Source organism: Delftia sp. CH05, from assembly GCF_009827015.1.
Taxonomy (GTDB): Bacteria; Pseudomonadota; Gammaproteobacteria; order Burkholderiales; family Burkholderiaceae_C; genus Comamonas; species Comamonas tsuruhatensis.
This window is the reverse complement of record NZ_WUMG01000003.1, coordinates 44926-62354: the sequence shown is the minus strand read 5'-3', so window position 1 is coordinate 62354 and position 17429 is coordinate 44926. Positions and strand designations below refer to the sequence as shown.

General features: G+C 68.9%; 15 protein-coding genes. 8 read left to right on the top strand and 7 right to left on the bottom strand.

The genetic code is table 11. From position 1 onward, the window contains the following. Positions 1-2: 2 nt before the first annotated feature. From GRX31_RS03815 to GRX31_RS03805, 3 genes are all read left to right on the top strand, one after another. Positions 3-767, top strand: coding sequence for a DeoR/GlpR family DNA-binding transcription regulator (locus GRX31_RS03815; RefSeq protein ID WP_016452008.1), 765 nt, complete (start codon positions 3-5; stop codon positions 765-767). A gap of 73 nt (positions 768-840) precedes the next feature. Beyond that, positions 841-2337 carry a glycerol kinase GlpK gene (gene glpK / locus GRX31_RS03810; RefSeq protein WP_160851566.1) on the top strand — a complete coding sequence of 499 codons (1497 nt, stop codon included), beginning with the start codon at positions 841-843 and terminating at the stop codon, positions 2335-2337. A gap of 11 nt (positions 2338-2348) precedes the next feature. Beyond that, on the top strand, positions 2349-3506 hold the full coding sequence (locus tag GRX31_RS03805) for an esterase-like activity of phytase family protein (RefSeq protein ID WP_160851564.1): 1158 nt from the start codon (positions 2349-2351) through the stop codon (positions 3504-3506). A gap of 7 nt (positions 3507-3513) precedes the next feature. Here the strand turns inward: GRX31_RS03805 and GRX31_RS03800 are convergent, their stop codons facing one another. Then, positions 3514-4209 (bottom strand): GntR family transcriptional regulator, encoded by a 696-nt coding sequence (locus GRX31_RS03800; RefSeq protein WP_016449162.1) that lies wholly within the window; start codon positions 4207-4209, stop codon positions 3514-3516. Between the two features lie 95 nt (positions 4210-4304). On the opposite strand from GRX31_RS03800, the gene GRX31_RS03795 reads away from it, so the two are divergent. The 4 genes from GRX31_RS03795 to proC all read left to right on the top strand — a co-directional run bounded on the left by GRX31_RS03795 (position 4305) and on the right by proC (position 8786). Next, positions 4305-6002: a thiamine pyrophosphate-binding protein gene (locus tag GRX31_RS03795; RefSeq protein ID WP_016449161.1), complete on the top strand. Its 1698-nt coding sequence runs from the start codon at positions 4305-4307 to the stop codon at positions 6000-6002. A gap of 65 nt (positions 6003-6067) precedes the next feature. Then, entirely contained in the window at positions 6068-7084 is a 1017-nt protein-coding gene (locus tag GRX31_RS03790) for a tripartite tricarboxylate transporter substrate binding protein (protein ID WP_016452013.1), read from the top strand. A 38-nt stretch (positions 7085-7122) separates the two neighbouring features. Further along, complete coding sequence (locus GRX31_RS03785) at positions 7123-7914, top strand: VOC family protein (protein ID WP_160851562.1); 792 nt, start codon at positions 7123-7125, stop codon at positions 7912-7914. Positions 7915-7946: 32 nt separating this feature from the next. Beyond that, positions 7947-8786 (top strand): pyrroline-5-carboxylate reductase, encoded by an 840-nt coding sequence (proC, locus tag GRX31_RS03780; RefSeq protein WP_016449158.1) that lies wholly within the window; start codon positions 7947-7949, stop codon positions 8784-8786. Positions 8787-8859: 73 nt separating this feature from the next. On the opposite strand, the gene ubiA is transcribed toward proC, so the two are convergent. From ubiA to recG, 6 genes are all read right to left on the bottom strand, one after another. Next, positions 8860-9729 (bottom strand): 4-hydroxybenzoate octaprenyltransferase, encoded by an 870-nt coding sequence (gene ubiA / locus GRX31_RS03775; protein WP_016449157.1) that lies wholly within the window; start codon positions 9727-9729, stop codon positions 8860-8862. Between the two features lie 126 nt (positions 9730-9855). Then, positions 9856-10653 carry a phosphatase PAP2 family protein gene (locus tag GRX31_RS03770; RefSeq protein ID WP_126311171.1) on the bottom strand — a complete coding sequence of 266 codons (798 nt, stop codon included), beginning with the start codon at positions 10651-10653 and terminating at the stop codon, positions 9856-9858. Positions 10654-10703: 50 nt separating this feature from the next. Beyond that, positions 10704-11291: a Dps family protein gene (locus GRX31_RS03765; protein WP_016449155.1), complete on the bottom strand. Its 588-nt coding sequence runs from the start codon at positions 11289-11291 to the stop codon at positions 10704-10706. A 120-nt stretch (positions 11292-11411) separates the two neighbouring features. Continuing rightward, on the bottom strand, positions 11412-12377 hold the full coding sequence (locus tag GRX31_RS03760; RefSeq protein ID WP_016449154.1) for a LysR substrate-binding domain-containing protein: 966 nt from the start codon (positions 12375-12377) through the stop codon (positions 11412-11414). Between the two features lie 226 nt (positions 12378-12603). Next, positions 12604-13377 (bottom strand): MHYT domain-containing protein, encoded by a 774-nt coding sequence (locus GRX31_RS03755; RefSeq protein WP_043789162.1) that lies wholly within the window; start codon positions 13375-13377, stop codon positions 12604-12606. Between the two features lie 343 nt (positions 13378-13720). Continuing rightward, a complete protein-coding gene (recG, locus tag GRX31_RS03750; RefSeq protein WP_160851560.1) occupies positions 13721-15985 on the bottom strand; it encodes an ATP-dependent DNA helicase RecG in 2265 nt (754 codons plus the stop codon). A 184-nt stretch (positions 15986-16169) separates the two neighbouring features. Here recG and GRX31_RS03745 point away from each other — a divergent pair, with 184 nt between their 5' ends. Next, positions 16170-17423 (top strand): HD-GYP domain-containing protein, encoded by a 1254-nt coding sequence (locus GRX31_RS03745; RefSeq protein ID WP_016449151.1) that lies wholly within the window; start codon positions 16170-16172, stop codon positions 17421-17423. Positions 17424-17429: the final 6 nt, after the last annotated feature.

The window sequence follows — 17429 nt, the reverse complement described above, 5'->3', positions numbered from 1 at the left end:
CCGTGAACACCAACCCCCGCCAACTACAGCTGCTGGACGAAGTCCGCAGCCGCCAGTCCACCACGGTGGAGCAGCTGGCCGAGATCCTGGGCGTGACGCTTCAGACCGTGCGCCGCGACATTCAGAAGCTGGCAGATGCCGGGCTGATGGTGCGCTTTCACGGCGGCGTGCGCGTGCCCAGCGCCACGGTCGAGAACCTGGGCCACCCCCAGCGCCAGGTGCTGCATGCCGAAGGCAAGTCGCGCATTGCGCGCGCCGTGGCCGAGGCCATTCCCAACGGCTGCTCGCTGATCCTGAACATCGGCACCACCACCGAGGCCGTGGCCCAGGCCCTGCTCAAGCACCGGGGCCTGCGCGTGATCACCAACAACCTCAACGTGGCGGCCATCCTCAGCTCCAACGCCGACTGCGAGGTCATCGTGGCCGGCGGCGTGGTGCGCACGCGCGACCGGGGCATCGTGGGCGAGGCGGCCGTGGACTTCATACGCCAGTTCAAGGTGGACATCGCCCTGATCGGCATCTCGGCCATCGAGCCCGATGGCAGCCTGCGCGACTTCGACATGCGCGAGGTCAAGGTGGCCCAGACCATCATTGCCCAGTCGCGCGAGGTCTGGCTGGCCGCCGACCACAGCAAGTTCCACCGCCAGGCCATGGTGGAGCTGGCACGCCTGGACCAGATCGACCGCCTGTTCACCGATACCGCGCCCCCTGCGCCCTTCGACGCACTGCTTCGCGAAGCCGAGGTGCAATGCGTGGTGGCGCAATAAGTTTTCCGCAGCCGCTGCGCCACCGCCCGCACAGGACACGCGCACCGGCCCTGCTTTTCCTGGATACCGCACCATGACCTATCTGCTTGCCCTGGACCAGGGCACCTCCAGCTCGCGCAGCATCGTCTTCGACACCCAGGGCCGCATCGTGGCCTCTGCCCAACTGGAGCTGCCGCAGATCTATCCCCGCCCCGGCTGGGTGGAGCACGATCCGCGCGAGATCTGGCGCACCCAGCTGGCCACGGCGCGCGAGGCCCTGGCCAAGGCCGGGCTGGCGGCAGCCGACATCCGCGCCCTGGGCATCACCAACCAGCGCGAGACCACCGTGGTCTGGAACCGCGCCACGGGCCAGCCCCTGCACCACGCCATCGTCTGGCAGGACCGCCGCGCCGAGCCGCTGTGCGCCCAACTGCGCGAGGCCGGCCATGCCGACACCATCCAGGGCAAGACCGGCCTGCTGATCGACGCCTATTTCTCGGGCACCAAGCTGCGCTGGATCCTGGACAACGTCAAAGGCGCGCGCACCGCCGCCGAGCGCGGCGAACTGGCCTTCGGCACCGTGGACAGCTGGCTGATCTGGCAGCTCACGGGCGGACGCCGCCATGTGACCGATGTCTCCAACGCCAGCCGCACCATGCTGTTCAACGTCCACACCAACCAGTGGGACGACGATCTGCTGGCGCTGCTGGAGATTCCGCGCGCGCTGATGCCCGAGGTGCTGCCTTCCGCCGCCGATTTCGGCCGCACGGCAGCCGAGGTGCTGGGCGGCGAGATCGCCATCGGCGGCGTGGCCGGCGACCAGCAAAGCGCCCTCTTCGGCCAGGCCTGCTTTTCCGCCGGCATGGCCAAGAACACCTATGGCACGGGCTGCTTCATGCTCATGCACACAGGCGGCGTGTTCCAGACCTCTGCCAACGGCCTGCTGACCACCGCTGCGGCACAGCCCACCGCTGCGCCGGCCTATGCGCTGGAAGGCAGCGTCTTCGTGGGCGGCGCCGTGGTCCAGTGGCTGCGCGACGGGCTGCGCGCCATCGAGCACAGCGGCCAGGTGCAGCAACTGGCCGAGAGCGTGCCCGACTCGGGCGGCGTGATGATGGTGCCGGCCTTCACGGGACTGGGCGCCCCCTACTGGAAGCCCGATGCGCGCGGCACCATCACGGGCCTGACGCGCGGCACCACCATCGCCCACATCGCGCGGGCCGCGCTGGAATCCATCGCCTTCCAGAGCGCCGCCCTGCTGCTGGCCATGAGCCGCGACGCGGTGGCCAGCGGCGGCGCGCCGGTGAGCGAACTGCGCGTGGACGGCGGCGCCTGCGTCAACAACCTGCTCATGCAGTTCCAGGCCGACCTGCTGGGCATTCCCGTCGTGCGCCCGGCCTGCGTGGAGACCACGGCCCTGGGCGCTGCCTACCTGGCGGGCCTGTCCTCGGGCGTGTACCAGAGCACCGAGGAACTGTCGGCGCTGTGGAAGGCCGAGCGCCGCTTCGTGCCCACGCTGGACAAGCACCGCGCCGACGAGCTGATGGCGCGCTGGGAGCATGCGGTGGCCCAGACCGCGCTGGCGGCCTGAGGCTGACTGTCTTGCGCCGGCTTGCCAGCCTGGTTGCTTGCGGCCTGTGGCTGGCAGGCTGTGCCGCGCCACCGCAGGCGCGGCCGGTCCCGCAGCCCACCGCCTGCGCACGCCTGCAATGGCTGGGCAGCACCACGATTGCGCGCGATGAGCCCATCCATGGCGCCACCACCGGCGGCATCTCGGGCCTGGACTACGACACGCAGCGCGGCGACTACGTGGCCATCAGCGATGACCGCTCGGCCCGCGGCCCCGCGCGCTGGATGCGCCTGCGCATAGAGCCGCTGGACGCCGGCCAGCGCGCCGGCCCCAGCCCCTGGCAGGCGCAGGTCACCGAAGTGCACCCGCTGCTGGATACCGAAGGCCACTGGCTGCGCCCGCGCCATGCCGCGCCCGCCACCCAGCCCGTGCCCGACCCCGAAGCCATCCGCCTGCTGCCGGACGGCGGCCTGCTGTGGACCGACGAAGGCGACCCGGGCCGGGGCTTTGGCACCTCGCTGGTGAGGACCGACGCCACGGGCCGCCAGATCGCGCGGTGGTTCTACGCATTCAAGGACAAGGACGGCAGGCCGGGCCTGCGCTCGAACTTCGGCTTCGAGGGGCTAGCCGTCACGCCGGACGGACAGCAGGCCTGGCTGGCCCTGGAGGCGCCGCTGCGCCAGGACGGCCCGCGCGCCAGCGCCGCCACGGCAGGCGCGCCCGTGCGCATCAGCCTGGTCAGCCTGGACGACGGCCGGCTGCTGCGCCAGATCGCCTACCAGCCCGATGCCGTGCCGGCCGCCAGTTGGGCCCTGCCCCAGCGCGAGGTCAACGGCATCAGCGAAATCCTGCCGGACGGTCCCGACCATCTGCTGGTACTGGAGCGCTCCTACAGCCCGGGCCACGGCTTTGGCGCGCGGCTGTACCGCATCGGCCTGCAAGCGCCCGATACGCTGGCCATGGACAGCTTCATGCGCAACCCGCCGCAGGTGGCAGCCAAGCAGCTGATTGCCGACCTGTCCACGGTTCAGCGCGGCCGGCTGGACAACATGGAGGCCATGTCCTGGGGCCCGCCGCTGCCCGATGGCACGCGCGTGCTGGTGTTCGCCAGCGACGACAACTTCAACCCGGCGCAGGCCAACCAGATCCTGGTCACCGCCTACCGGCCCTCGACGCCCTGCGCCCCCTGAAGGCGCTTCAGGGCGTGGCCTGCACCTGCTCCTGCGGCAGGTAGATGCGCGTCAGACCGCGCGCAATCGCCTCCACGATCTGCTCGCGCCGCAGGCCGATGTGCTCGGCCATCAGGCGTTCGCTGGCCTGGGCGTCGCGGTCGCTCAAGGCCTGCAGGATTTCCAGGTGCTCGTGCTGGGTGGAGGCGCGCCCCACGTTCTCCATGTCGATCCACCGGATGAAGCGGATGCGCTCGTTCAGGCTCACCAGCATGCGCCGCAGCTCGGCATTGCCGGCCATGTCGGCAATGCGCAGATGGAATCCCTCGTCCAGGTCCACCAGCTGCCGCACCGGCGTGTCGGAGGCCACGCGCTGGCTCTGCTCCAGATAGGCCCGCGCCTCGTCGATCTGGGCATCGGTGGCGCGCTCCACGGCCAAGCGCACGCATTCGCGCTCCACGGCCACGCGGGCCTCGTACAGGTCCAGTGACTCCTTCACGTCCAGCTCGCGCCGCATGTAGCCGCGGCTGGCGGGCAGCAGAAAACCGTCGGCCACCAGCCGCGTCAGTGCCTCGCGCACGGGCGTGCGGCTCACGCCCAGGCGCAGCGCCAGTTCGCTCTCGCTCAGGCGCTCGCCCGGTTTGAACTCGTAGGAAATGGCCATGTCACGCAGCGTGCTGTAGACGCTGGAGCCCCGTTCGTGGCGGATGTTGGAGATTTTCATGGCGCCATTGTGCCCTCTGGCGCTTTGGATACTTTTAAGTATACTGAAATGGATTCTTAAAAACCCCTCATCCAACCTGCCCGGAGACTCCCGACATGACCACCGCTTTCAATGGCGCCGACGCCATGGTCCGCATGCTTCAGCTCAACGGCGTCAAGCACATCTTCGGCCTGTGCGGCGACACCAGCCTGCCCTTCTACGACGCCATGGCGCGGCTGGACCACGGCATGGACCACATCCTCACGCGGGACGAGCGCAGCGCCGGCTACATGGCCGACGCCTATGCGCGCGTCACAGGCAAGGTGGGCGTGTGCGAAGGCCCCAGCGGCGGCGGCGCCACCTACCTGCTGCCCGGCCTGGCCGAGGCCAACGAATCCTCGGTGCCCGTGCTGGGCATCACCTCGGACGTCTCCGTGGGCGCACGCGGCAAGTTCCCGCTGACCGAACTGGACCAGCAGGCACTGTACAGGCCGCTGACCAAGTGGAATACCACCATCGACCGCGTGGACCAGATTCCGCATGCCGTGCGCAGCGCCTTTCGCGCCATGACCACGGGCCGGCCCGGCGCCACCCATATCTGCCTGCCCTATGACGTGCAAAAGCACGCGCTGGATCCGGCCGATGTCTGGGCCCAGCCCGGCCATGACCGCTATCCCGCCTACCGGTCCGCGCCCGATCCGGCGGCCGTGGCCGAGGCAGCCGACCGCCTGGTGGCGGCACGCTCCCCCGTACTGATCTGCGGCGGCGGCGTGCTCATCGCGGGCGCCGGCGCCGCGCTGGATGCGCTGGCCACCCTGCTCAACGCGCCCGTGTGCTCCAGCGTCAGCGGCCAGGGCAGTCTTGCCGGCAGCCATCCGCTCAATGCCGGCGTGGTGGGCACCAATGGCGGCGTCGAGGCCACGCGCGCCGTGGTGGCGCAGGCCGATCTGGTGATGTTCATCGGCGCACGCGCCGGCTCCACCACCACCGAGCACTGGCAGATGCCCTCGCGCAAGGTGACCATCGTCCATCTGGACGTGGACGCCATGACCATAGGCACCAACTACCGCACCGACGTGGCCCTGGTGGGCGACGCCCTGCTGGGCCTGCAGGCGCTGCACGCAGCCGTGCAGCAGCGCATCGCCCGCCGCCCCGCCGATGCCGCGGACGGCGCCGCGCTGGCGGCCACCGCGCGCGCCGCCAAGCTGGCCTTCTTCGCGCCGCTGGCCGCCTCGCTGGAGCGCCCCATCAAGCCCGAGCGCGTGGTGGACACGCTCAACCGCCTGCTGCCCGCGCGCGCCATCGTGGTGGCCGACCCCGGCACGCCCTGCCCCTACTTCACGGCCTATTTCGACGCGCCCCAGGCCGGCCGGCACTTCATCACCAACCGCGCGCACGGGGCGCTGGGCTTTGCCATGTCCGCCGGCTTTGGCGCAGCCATCGGCCAGCCCGATTCCGTGGTCGTCGCGGTCATGGGCGACGGCAGTTTCGGCTTCACCTGCGGCGAGCTGGAAACCATCGTGCGCCGCAACGTGCCGCTGAAGATGATCGTGTTCTCCAACAGCGTGTTCGGCTGGATCAAGGCCAGCCAGAAGTCCGGCTACGATGAACGCTACTTCTCCGTCGACTTCAACCGCACCCACCATGCCCGCGTGGCCGAGGCCTTCGGCGTCAAGGCATGGCGCGTGGAGGACCCGGCAGACCTCGAAGCCGCGCTCAAGGCTGCGCTGATGCACGACGGCCCGGCGCTGGTGGATGTGATCTCGCAAGAGCTCCAGGACACGGCCGTGCCGGTGAGCCAATGGATGGGTTGACGCCAGGCCCCACGCACAGACCCCCTCTCCCCTCTGCCCGTCAATGCGCTTGAAAAGGAGTTTCCATGCCCTGCCGCCCTTCACGCAGCCCTACACGCAGCCCTTCACGCCACCTCTACCGCCGCCAGCTGCTGCTGGCCATGGCCGCCGCATCCCTGCTGGGGCCGGCGGGCACGGCGTTCGCGCAGGGTGCCGCCCCGCTCAAGCTGGTCATCACCTTCCCGCCAGGGGGCAGCACCGACATCGCCGCGCGCATACTGCAGCCGCGCCTGGGCGAGGTGGCCGGGCGGTCGGTGATCGTCGAGAACCGCCCCGGCGCCGCCAGCCAGATCGCCACCCAGTACGTGGCCAAGTCCGCCCCGGACGGCAACACCCTGCTGTTCAGCTTCGACACCCATGCCATCAATCCCATCGCCAAGTCCCGGCTGCCCTACGACACCTTCAAGGACTTCACGGGCGTGTCGCTGGCGCTGCGCTTTCCGCTGGTGATCGGCGCTTCGGCCTCGGTGCCCGCCAAGGACCTGGCCGGCTTCCTGGAGCTGGCGCGCCGCAACCCGGGCAAATACAGCTACGCATCGACCGGCCTGGGGTCCATGAACCACCTGGTGATGGAAGACATCAAGCGCCGCTCGGGCACCTACGTGCTGCACGTGCCCTACGGCGGCGGCGGCCCGGCCGTGCAGGCCGTGCTCGGCAATGTGTCCGACCTCACGCTGCTCAGCTACGCGGCGCTGCGCGGCCAGATTTCGGCGGGCAAGATCAAGCCGCTGGCGGTGACCGGCCTCAAGCGCCTGCCCGAGCTGCCCGACGTGCCCACCGTGGCCGAATCGGGCTTTGCGGGCTTCGAGGCCTATTCGTGGATCGGCGTGTTCGCGCCTTCCGCCACGCCGGCCGCCACGGTGCACAAGCTCACCGAAGACTTCCAGGCCACGCTGAACACGCCCGACATCCGCAGCAAGCTCATGCAGTCGGGCTTCGAAGTCATGGCCACGGACGGACCCGCCCTCGACCGCTGGGTGCGCCAGGAATATGAGCGCTGGGGCCGCTTCGTGCGGGACAACAAGATCCAGCTCGAAGACTGAGAATCCGGACGGCACCCCCTTACAACACAGGAGCATTCATGGCACTTCCGCTGGACCACATCGTCATCGCCGTGCAGGACCTCGAGGCCGCCGTGGCGGACTACCGCGCGCTGGGCTTCCAGGTCGCCATCGGCGGCCGCCATCCGGGCCGCACCTCGCACAACGCGCTGGTCGTCTTTGCCGATGGCGCCTACCTGGAGATCATTGCCTGGACCGCCCCGGCCCCCGAAGAGCGCTGGTACCGCACGCTGCGCGACCATGGCGAAGGGCTGGTGGACTTCGCCCTGCTGCCCCGCAGCACCTCCCAGGCCCTGGCCGAGGCGCGCGGGCGGGGGCTGGACACCCTGGTCGGCCCCGTGGACGGAGGCCGCGTACGCCCCGACGGCGCGCAACTGCTGTGGCAGACGGCGCGCCACGCCACGCCCGACCTGCCCTTCCTGTGCGGCGACGTCACGCCGCGCGCGCTGCGCGTGCCCGAAGGCAGCGTGCGCGAGCATCCCAACGGCGCGCTGGGCGTGGCCTCGCTGACCGTCGCCGTGCACGACCTGGAGGCCAGCCTGGACCGCTACCGGGCGCTGCTGGGCCCGGGCCTGCCGCTGGAGAAGCTGGACAACCAGGGCGCGCGGCTGGCATTGCCAGGCTTCGATCTGCTGCTGCAAGGCGCGCAGGCACTGGCGGCCTGCGACGCACTGCGCCAGCGCCTTGCCACCCGCGGAGAGGGCCCTTGCGCGCTCACCCTGCGCCAGCGGCCCGGCGCCCCGGCACAGCCCCTGGACCTGGCCGCCAGTCATGGCGTGGACATGCGCTGGCACGGTGGGAACACGCTCTAAACTCTTCGTTTTCCTTCTCCACCGCCACCAGCATGAACACCGTTTCCACAGCCTCCCCTGTCATCGCCTTCATCGGTGGCGGCAACATGGCCAGCGCCATCATCGGCGGACTGATCGGCCAGGGCCAATCCGCAGACCGCATCGTCGTCGTCGAACCCTTCGAGGCTGCACGCGACGCGCTGCGCACGAACTTCGGCATCACGGCCCATGCCGATGCCGCGGCCGCCGCCAGCGCGCTGGACGGTGCCGGCATCGTGGTCTGGGCCGTCAAGCCCCAGACCTTCAAGGAAGCCGCCCAGGCCGTGGCGCCGCACACCGCCCAGGCCCTGCACCTGAGCGTGGCCGCCGGCATTCCCACGGACGCCATCGCCCAGTGGCTGGGCACGGGCCGCATCGTGCGCGCCATGCCCAACACGCCTGCCCTGGTGGGCAAGGGCATGACGGGCCTGTTCGCCCGCGCCCAGGTCGATGCCGCGGGCAAGAGCGCCATCGAGCAGGTGGTGGCCACCACGGGCCAGTTCGTCTGGGTCGACCAGGAAGCGCACCTGGACGCCGTGACCGCCCTGTCGGGCTCGGGCCCGGCCTATGTCTTCCTGTTCCTCGAAGCCATGACACAGGCTGGCGTTGACATGGGCCTCACGGCCGAGCAGTCCTACCGCCTGGGCGTGGCCACCTTCCAGGGCGCATCGGAGCTGGCCGCCCGCTCCAGCGAAAGCGCCGAGGTGCTGCGCCAGCGCGTCACCAGCAAGGGAGGCACCACCCACGCCGCCATCACGCACCTGCAGGCGCAGCAGGTGCCCGAGCATTTCGTGGCCGCCATGCGGGCGGCGGAAACACGGGCCAAGGAGCTGGCCGCAGAGTTCGGCCGCTGAGCCCGGCGCAGCGCGCCCAGGCACCATGCAAAAGGGAGGCACCGGCCTCCCTTCTTTTTTCAGCGCTGAGCCCTCAGCGCAGCGCAAACCCCAGCGCCACGCCCGCGAACAGGCTGGCACCGATCCAGTGGCTCTTGCTGAATGCCACGAAGCAGCCTTCGCGCGTGCGGTGGCGGATCAGGGTGAAGTGCCAGATCACCTGGGCCGCAGCCACGGCCAGGCCCAGCCAGAAAGGCCAGGCCAGGCCGAAGGGCGCCAACGCCCAGACCGTGAGCAGGCCGCAGAGCACGAAGAAACCCATGACGGCCACCACGTCGAAGCGGCCCAGGGTGATGGCCGAGGTCTTCATGCCGATCTTGAGGTCGTCGTCACGGTCCACCATGGCGTATTCGGTGTCATAGGCCAGCACCAGGAACATGTTGGCCAACCACAGAATCCAGGCCGTGGCGGGCACCTGCCCCTGCACGGCGGCGAAGGCGATGACGATGCCGAAATTGAAGGCGATGCCCAGAAACGCCTGGGGCATGGCGAAGAAGCGCTTGGTGAACGGGTAGAGGATGGTGAACAGCACGGCGGGCACGGACCAGGCCACGGCCTCCCAGCGGGTGGTCAGCACCAGGCCCAGCGAAACCAGGGCCAGGGCCGCGCCCAGCAGCGCGGCCTCCTTCACCGAGACCAGTCCCGAGGTGATGGGGCGCTGCGTGGTGCGCTTGACGTGGCGGTCGAAGTCGCGGTCGGCGATGTCGTTGATGCAGCAGCCGGCGCTGCGCATCAGCACCGTGCCCAGCACGAAGACCACCAGCAGATGCCAGCCCGGAAACCCGCCCGCCGCCACCCACAGTGCGGCCAGCGTGGGCCAGACCAGGACCAGCCAGCCGGCCGGCCGGTTGAAGCGGACCAGGTCCAGGTAGAGCGACAGTTTGCTGCGCCGGGGCGCAGGCATGGGCGTAGAGGAGGAGGTAGGCATGGCGTCTGGGCGCCGATGGCGGCCGTGGGCCGACCATCGCACGCATCACATTCGAAAATGCCCGCATTGTCGCCGCTGGGCGGGCGGGCTCGGCGGCGCGCCTCAGCAGCGCCTGCCGGCAACGCGGGTTTGCGCCCACTCCACGGCACAGATCACCAGCGCCATCCAGGCCAGGCCCAGCAGCCAGCCAGCCAGCACATCGCTGGCATAGTGCACGCGCAGCACGACGCGGCTGGCGCCTACGCCCAGGGCAACGGCCAGGGCCGCCAGGCCCACGCACCAGCGCCAGGCAGGCCGCAGGTACGGCAGCAGCAGCCAGGCCAGCATCAGATAGAGCACGAAGGTGCCGGCGCTGTGGCCGCTGGGGAAGCTGAAGCCGCCCTCGGGCACCCAGCCGCCCACGGGGCGCGGGCGGCCCACGCTGGTCTTGATGGCGCGTATCCACAGGCCGACTCCCGCCGTGGCCACCACCCAGGCGGCCGCATGCAGCCAGTCGCGGCGCCACAGCAGCAGCGCCAGCACGGCAACAGACAGCGACACCATCCAGCCCACATGGCCCAGCTGGGTAAAGGCGACCACGGGGCGCACCCAGGCATCGGTGGCATGGCCAGCAAGCCACTGGTGCAGGGCATCGTCCAGCACCGGCCAGTCGGTGCAGGAGTCGCAGCCTGCGGGCTGGCCCAGGCCCAGCATGTCGCGCACCATCACGCCCAGGGCCAGCGCGGCCAGCAGGCCCGCCGCAACCAGGCCCTGCCATGCGGCGCGTGGCATCGGCAGGCCTGCATGGCGCAGCCGCGCGGCGGCGGGCAGGCGCAGGTAGAAAAAAAGGCCGCCCAAGGCGGCCAGTACCAGGCACAGGCCGCTCGTGGCGGCGTGTGCGTCAATCCAGGTCCGGAGCATGCGCGGTCATCACTCCCGGGCCGTGGCAGGTGCTTGGGACATGTGCAGCATCACTCTTCAAGCAGGGCACGCAGCATCCAGGCGGTCTGCTCATGCACGGTCAGGCGCTGGGTCAGCAGGTCGGCCGTGGGCTCGTCGCTGGCCTTGTCGGCCAGCGGGAAGAGGCTGCGCGCCGTGCGTGCCACGGCTTCATGGCCTGCCACCAGGATGCGCACCATCTCCAGGGCCTTGGGCGGATCGTGGGGCACGTCGGCCAGGCTGGTGAGCTTGCCGAAGTCGGCATAGGAGCCCGGTGCGAAATGGCCCAGGGCGCGGATGCGCTCGGCGATGGGATCAACGGCGTTCCACAGTTCCGTGTACTGCCCCATGAACATGGTGTGCAGTGTGTTGAACATCGGGCCCGTGACGTTCCAGTGGAAGTTGTGCGTTGTCAGATAGAGCGTGTAGGTGTCGGCCAGTAGGGCCGACAGGCCCTTGGAGATGGCGGCACGGTCCTTGTCGCTGATGCCGATGTGGATGGCGCTGGAGCGCACGGACACCGGTGCGACATCGGCCGTCGCTGCCTGCACGGTCTTGGCGGCCTGCACGGCCTCTGGCTTCTTTGCACCGGACTTGTCTTTGCTGGCATTTTTGGCCATGGGATCCCTTTCAACTTCGTACGGATGGAATATGCCCCGGGCAGACCGCCCGGAGACCGAAAGCAACGATAACGCAAGCGCGGTGGCCCTGGAGGCACGGCCCGCGCAGCGGTGCAGTCATCAGGACAGGCGTTTGACGCCGGGCAAGGCGCAGGCGTAGACCGCGTTGCGCAGGGCGGCGATGGCCTCGTAGCGCGTGAAGCTGCGGCGCCAGGCCAGGACCACGCGGCGCGTGGGCGGTGCCGAGCCGTCGTCCTCGAGGATGGGCAGGTAGCGGATGTGCGGCTCGTCGGTCTTGCGGCGGCGCGCCGTGGTCTCCAGCGCATCGGCGGGCACGGACAGGCGCGGCACCAGGGTCACGCCCATGCCGGCGGCCACCATGTGCTTGATGGTCTCCAGCGACGAACCCTCGAAGGTGCGGCGAATGCCTTCGGCGTTGCTGGCATAGCGTGCGAACTCGGGGCAGACCTGGAGCACATGGTCGCGGAAGCAGTGGCCCGAGCCCAGCAGCAGCATGGTCTCGTTCTTGAGATCGCTGGTGGAGACATGGTCCTTCTGGGCCAGCGCATGGGTGCTGGGCACGGCAGCCATGAAGGGCTCGTCATACAGCGGCGCCAGCGCCAGGCCGGTGTCGGGGAAGGGCTCGGCGACGATGGCGCAGTCGATCTCGCCCGTGCGCAGCATCTCCAGCAGCTTGATGGTGTAGTTCTCCTGCAGCATCAGCGGCATCTGTGGCGTGCGCAGGATGGAGTTGCGCACCAGATCGGGCAGCAGGTAGGGGCCGATGGTGTAGATCACGCCCAGCGTGAGCACGCCCGACAGCGGGTCCTTGCCGCGCTTGGCGATTTCCTTGATCTCGGCGGCCTGCTCCAGCACGCTTTGCGCCTGCCGGATGATCTCCTCTCCCAGCGACGTGACCGACACTTCGCCGGCGCTGCGCTCGAAGAGCTTGACATCGAGCTCCTCCTCCAGCTTTTTGATCGCCACGGACAACGTGGGCTGGGACACATAACAGGCTTCGGCGGCGCGGCCAAAATGCTTTTCACGTGCCACGGCCACGATGTATTTGAGTTCGGTAAGTGTCATTGGCGAGCTGTGTCTGGGAGGGAACCTCGGGAAATACGATGGTCTTAGACCTGGAGCCTGGGCCGAAACCTTTGTGCAACCAGGCCTTGCGGCCCGGTTGCCGGGGTGCTCCCCTCAAAAGTTCCTGTGCAGACTCTAGGATTTGTCCTATTTCGATTGTGCCAGTCCTCGTCCACGCATGACCACTGCGCGCTCCCCGACCTGCCGGCTTTTTGAATTTATCCACCTAGTGCAGCGGCCGGCGCATCCGGTCGCGCTGCTGCATGAGCTGGTCCATGCCTATCAATGCTGCCAGGCCTATGGCCACGATCACGGTAAAGACGGGAAGGTCCAAAGCGCTGATCACGGCAAAACCTTGCGGCCGAGCATACCGCTGTGTCTCGGAAATGCATACAAAGTCTGCTGCGGCCATGCCCGTGTAATGCATGGAGCATACTGCCGCCCCCATCACGGCAGCCGCCAGCGCCCGCATGCCCAGCGAGCCGGTGCGAAACGACAGCCAAAGAGCGGCGCTGGCCGCCACCACGGCAATGGCCACGGACAGCACCACGGTGGGAACGGACCAGACGATGAAGCCCGGAAAGCGCATGCCGTACATGCCCAGGTAATGCATGAAGGCCACGCCCAGGCCCAGCAGGGTGCCGGCGCCCAGCACGCGCAACCCGCTTTCGGGCCGCCGCGCGACAAAGGCCAGCGCCACCGAGGTCGCAGCGACGGCAGCCACCAGGGACACCAGGGTTTCGACCATGGAGTAGCCCGAGCCCATGCCCAGGTTCAGCGCCAGCATGCCCGTGAAATGCATGGACCACACGCCTATGCCGCCCAGCGCCGTGCCGGCCGCCAGCAGATTCAGCCAGCTGATTCCCGTGCGCCCGCGAATGCGCTGCGCCGCCGTGAGGGCCACGAAGGAGCCCAGCACGGCAATGCCATAGGACAGGGCCACCAGGCCCATGCGCCAGGAGGTCTCGACGAGTTCATTCGCTTGAACGGCTTCATTCATGTGGACGGCTCCTCATTCTCAGAAAGATGGGACAACACAAGAGTGATCACGGCCGTCCTCCCCGTGGGGAAGCGTGGGGAGGAGTGGCAGGCCATCCCCTCCCGGATGGACCTACCCTGTTTTTTGCGACTCAATGTACCAAAATGTCACAAATACTCAATGCCGTCGCCGCGCGCAGATGTCACCGCCAGGACCGCATGAAGCGCTCCCTACCGACAGCTACAACGCACACGCAAACCTTGCCTGGCGCGGGCTGCAGGCCTGCGGAGCAGGCCGCCACCAGGCAGCGCCCGTGCGCGTAAAAATACGTAACAGAAACATCCCGCAAGCGGGGGCCGGCCCATCAGGCCTTGAGGAATTCGGCCTTGCCGCCCAACCAGCGGTCCACATGCCGCTGGGCCAGTTGCGGGTGCTGCTCGAGCATGCGAGGCGCCAGCTCGCGGGCCCAGTCGAGCAGCATCAGGTCCTGCTCCAGATCGGCAAAGCGCAGCATGGGAGCGCCTGATTGGCGCGCACCCAGGAATTCGCCCGGACCGCGAATCTCCAGGTCGCGCCGCGCGATCTCGAAGCCGTCGTTGGTTTCGGCCATGGCACGCAGCCGGTCCTTGGCCGTCTCGCCCAGGCGGCCGCTGTCTCCCACCGAATACAGCAGCACGCAGGCCGAGGCCGCCGCCCCCCGCCCCACGCGCCCGCGCAGCTGGTGCAGCTGCGACAGGCCAAAGCGCTCCGCATGCTCGATCACCATGAGCGAGGCATTGGGCACATCGACGCCCACTTCGATCACCGTGGTGGAGACCAGCACGCCCATGACGCCGGCCGAGAACAGCTCCATCACCGCCTTCTTCTCGGCCGTGGGCATGCGCGAATGCAGCAGGCCGACCATGACATCGGGCAGCATCTCGCTGAGGTAGGCGTGGGTGGCCGTGGCGTTGGACAGGTCCAGCGCCTCGCTTTCCTCGATCAGCGGACACACCCAGTAGACCTGGCGCCCCTGGGCGACCTGGGCGCCGATGCGTTCGATGACTTCGTCCTTGCGGCTGTCGGCAATGAGCTTGGTGACGATGGGCGTACGCCCAGGAGGCAGCTCGTCGATGGTGGAGACATCCAGGTCGGCGTAGTAGCTCATGGCCAGGGTGCGCGGGATCGGGGTGGCGCTCATCATCAGCAGATGGGGCTCCATGCCCGAGGCTGCGAGTTTCTGGCGCAGCGCCAGCCGCTGGGCCACGCCGAAGCGGTGCTGCTCGTCGATGACGGCCAGCGCCAGGTTCTTGAACTGCACCTGGTCCTGGATGACGGCGTGCGTGCCCACGACCAGGGCCGCCTCGCCGCTGCGGACCAGCTCCAGCATGGCGGTGCGCTCTTTCTTCTTCTGCGCGCCGGCCAGCCAGGCCACGCGCTTGCCCAGCGGGGCCAGCAGCGGCTCCAGCCAGCCGACCAGCTTGCCGAAATGCTGCTCGGCCAGGATTTCGGTGGGCGCCATCAGCGCGCACTGCCAGCCGGCCTCGATGCAGGCCACGGCCGACAGCGCCGCCACCACCGTCTTGCCCGATCCCACATCGCCCTGCAGCAGCCGGTGCATGGGCATGCGGCGCTGCATGTCGGCGAGGATCTCGCCCACCACGCGCTGCTGGGCGCCGGTCAGGCCAAAGGGCAACTGGTCGAGAAACTGGCGCGCCAGTCCCTGGGCGCTGTCCATGGGCAATGCGCGCAGCACGGGCGCCCTGAGCCGCGCGCGCTCGCGCTTGGCCTCGTATTGCGACAGTTGCTGGGCCAGCAGTTCCTCGGCCTTCAGGCGCTGCCAGGCCGGATGCGAATGGTCTTCCAGCGTGGCCAGGGCCACATCGGGCGTGGGATGGTGCAGGAACTGCAGCGCGTCACGCAGGCTGAACAGCGGCGGCAGCCCGCCGTTGCCGTGGAAATGGGCCACGGGCGGGTGCTCTCCTGCGGGCAGCGTATCGGAGAGGTCGGCCCGCAGCATCGCCGTGGCCGCTGCGCGGCGGATATAGGCCTGGGGCAGTCCTGCCGCCACCGGATAGACGGGCGTGAGCGCCGTGGGCAGATCCCCCCCGGCCGCGCGGAACGCGGGGTGCAGCATCTGCCGTCCCCAGAAGCCGCCCTTGACCTCGCCGCGTATGCGCAGCCGCGCGCCCACGGACAGGGTTTTCTGGTGCGAAGGGTAGAAGCTGAAGAAGGTCAGCACGCATTCGGCCGTGCCGTCGTCCACCGTGACCTTGAGCATGCGGCGAGGGCGCAGCTGCACTTCGCTGTGGGTGACCGTGGCCTCGATCTGCACCGTATCGCCTTCGCGCGCATTGCGCAGCGCGGTGATGCGGGTCTCGTCCTCATAGCGCAGCGGCAGGTGCAGCGCCAGGTCGATGTCGCGCACCAGTCCCATTTTCTGCAGCGCCTTCTGCGCGGGACTGGCGGCAGGCCTGGCAGCGGACTGTGCAGGCGTGGCGGCCTTGTCGCCCGAAGTGGCCGAGGCCTTGCCGGCCTTCCTGGCGCCGCCCTTGCCTGCGCCAGCCTTTGCCTTGCCGGCGCGCGCGGCCTTGCCACCAGGGGCGTCGCGCCCCAGGTCGGGAAAGGCAGAGGAGACGTTCAGGGGCATGGGCTTTCCTGTTTCAGAACATGCGCGTTGGCTGGCAGCATAGTGTATGAATATACAGGTGTAGGCAACACGCCACGTTCATGCCGGCCGGCCCTGCCCAAAGCACCCTTGACGCCCCGGGTCTCTGGGGAAGCCGCTACCATGCACGCTGACGTTACGTAGTGTTACCCCGCCACCGAATGCCATGTTGAAGCGTATCAATGTCCAGCATGTCACTCTGGGCATGTTCCTGCACGAGTTCTGCGGCTCCTGGATGGAGCATCCCTTTTGGCGAACCCGTTTCCTGCTTCGCTCCGAGGCCGATCTCCAGCGTCTGCGCGCCACCTCCATCCAGGAGGTCTGGATCGATGTGCGCAAAGGCCTGGACGTGGGCGTGCAGGTGCCCTGCCTGCGCTTCGACCCGCAGGACGAGCTTCGCCACCAGATCCCCGACAACGCCCGCCCTGCGTCCGAGCAGAGCACGGCCCCCATCTCCACCGCCACCGAGCTGCGCCGCGCGGCCCAGACCTGCGCCCAGGCCAGGCAATTGCTGAGCCGCCTGTTCAGCGATGCGCGGCTGGGCCGGCCCGTGGACGCCTCGGCCGCCGGACAGCTGGTGGACGATGTGACAGCCTCCGTGGCACGCAATCCCCATGCGCTGATCGGCCTGGCCCGCCTGAAGACCGCCGACGACTACACCTACATGCACAGTCTGGCCGTGTGCGCGCTGATGGTGGCCCTGGCCAAGCGCATGGGCCTGGACGACCACAGCCTGCGCAAGGCCGGCATGGCCGGCCTCATGCACGATCTGGGCAAGACCGCCATTCCGGTGACCGTGCTCAACAAGCCCGGCCCGCTGGACGACGCCGAATGGGCGCTGATGCGCGCCCATCCACGCCACGGCGAGCAGCTGCTGCGCCCGCTGGGCCTGGACGACGAGGTCATCGATGCCTGCCTGCACCACCATGAAAAGGTGGACGGCAGCGGCTACCCCGACGGGCTGCAGCAGGGCGACATCGGCCTGCTGGCGCGCATGACGGCGATCTGCGACGTCTACGATGCCATCACCTCGGACCGGCCCTACAAGAAGGGCTGGCCGCCTTCGGAGGCGCTGCGTCGCATGGCCGAGTGGAGTCCGCGCCATTTCGACAAGCGGCTGTTCGAGCAGTTCGTGCAGACCGTGGGCATCTACCCGCTGGGCTCGCTGGTGCGCCTGCATTCGCAGCGTCTGGCGGTGGTGGTCGATGCCTCGCCGGCCAGCCTGCTGGCGCCGCGCGTCAAGGTTTTCTATTCGCTGCGCCAGTCCTGCCGCATCACGCCGGAGATCGAGGACCTGTCCGAAAGCCAGGGCAACGACCGCATCATCGCGCGCGAAGACCCTGCGGACTGGGACTTCCCCGATCTGGAATCGCTGTGGCTGGAGTTCGAGCGCCAGCCCCAGGCCGCCATGGCCAGGTGACCATCG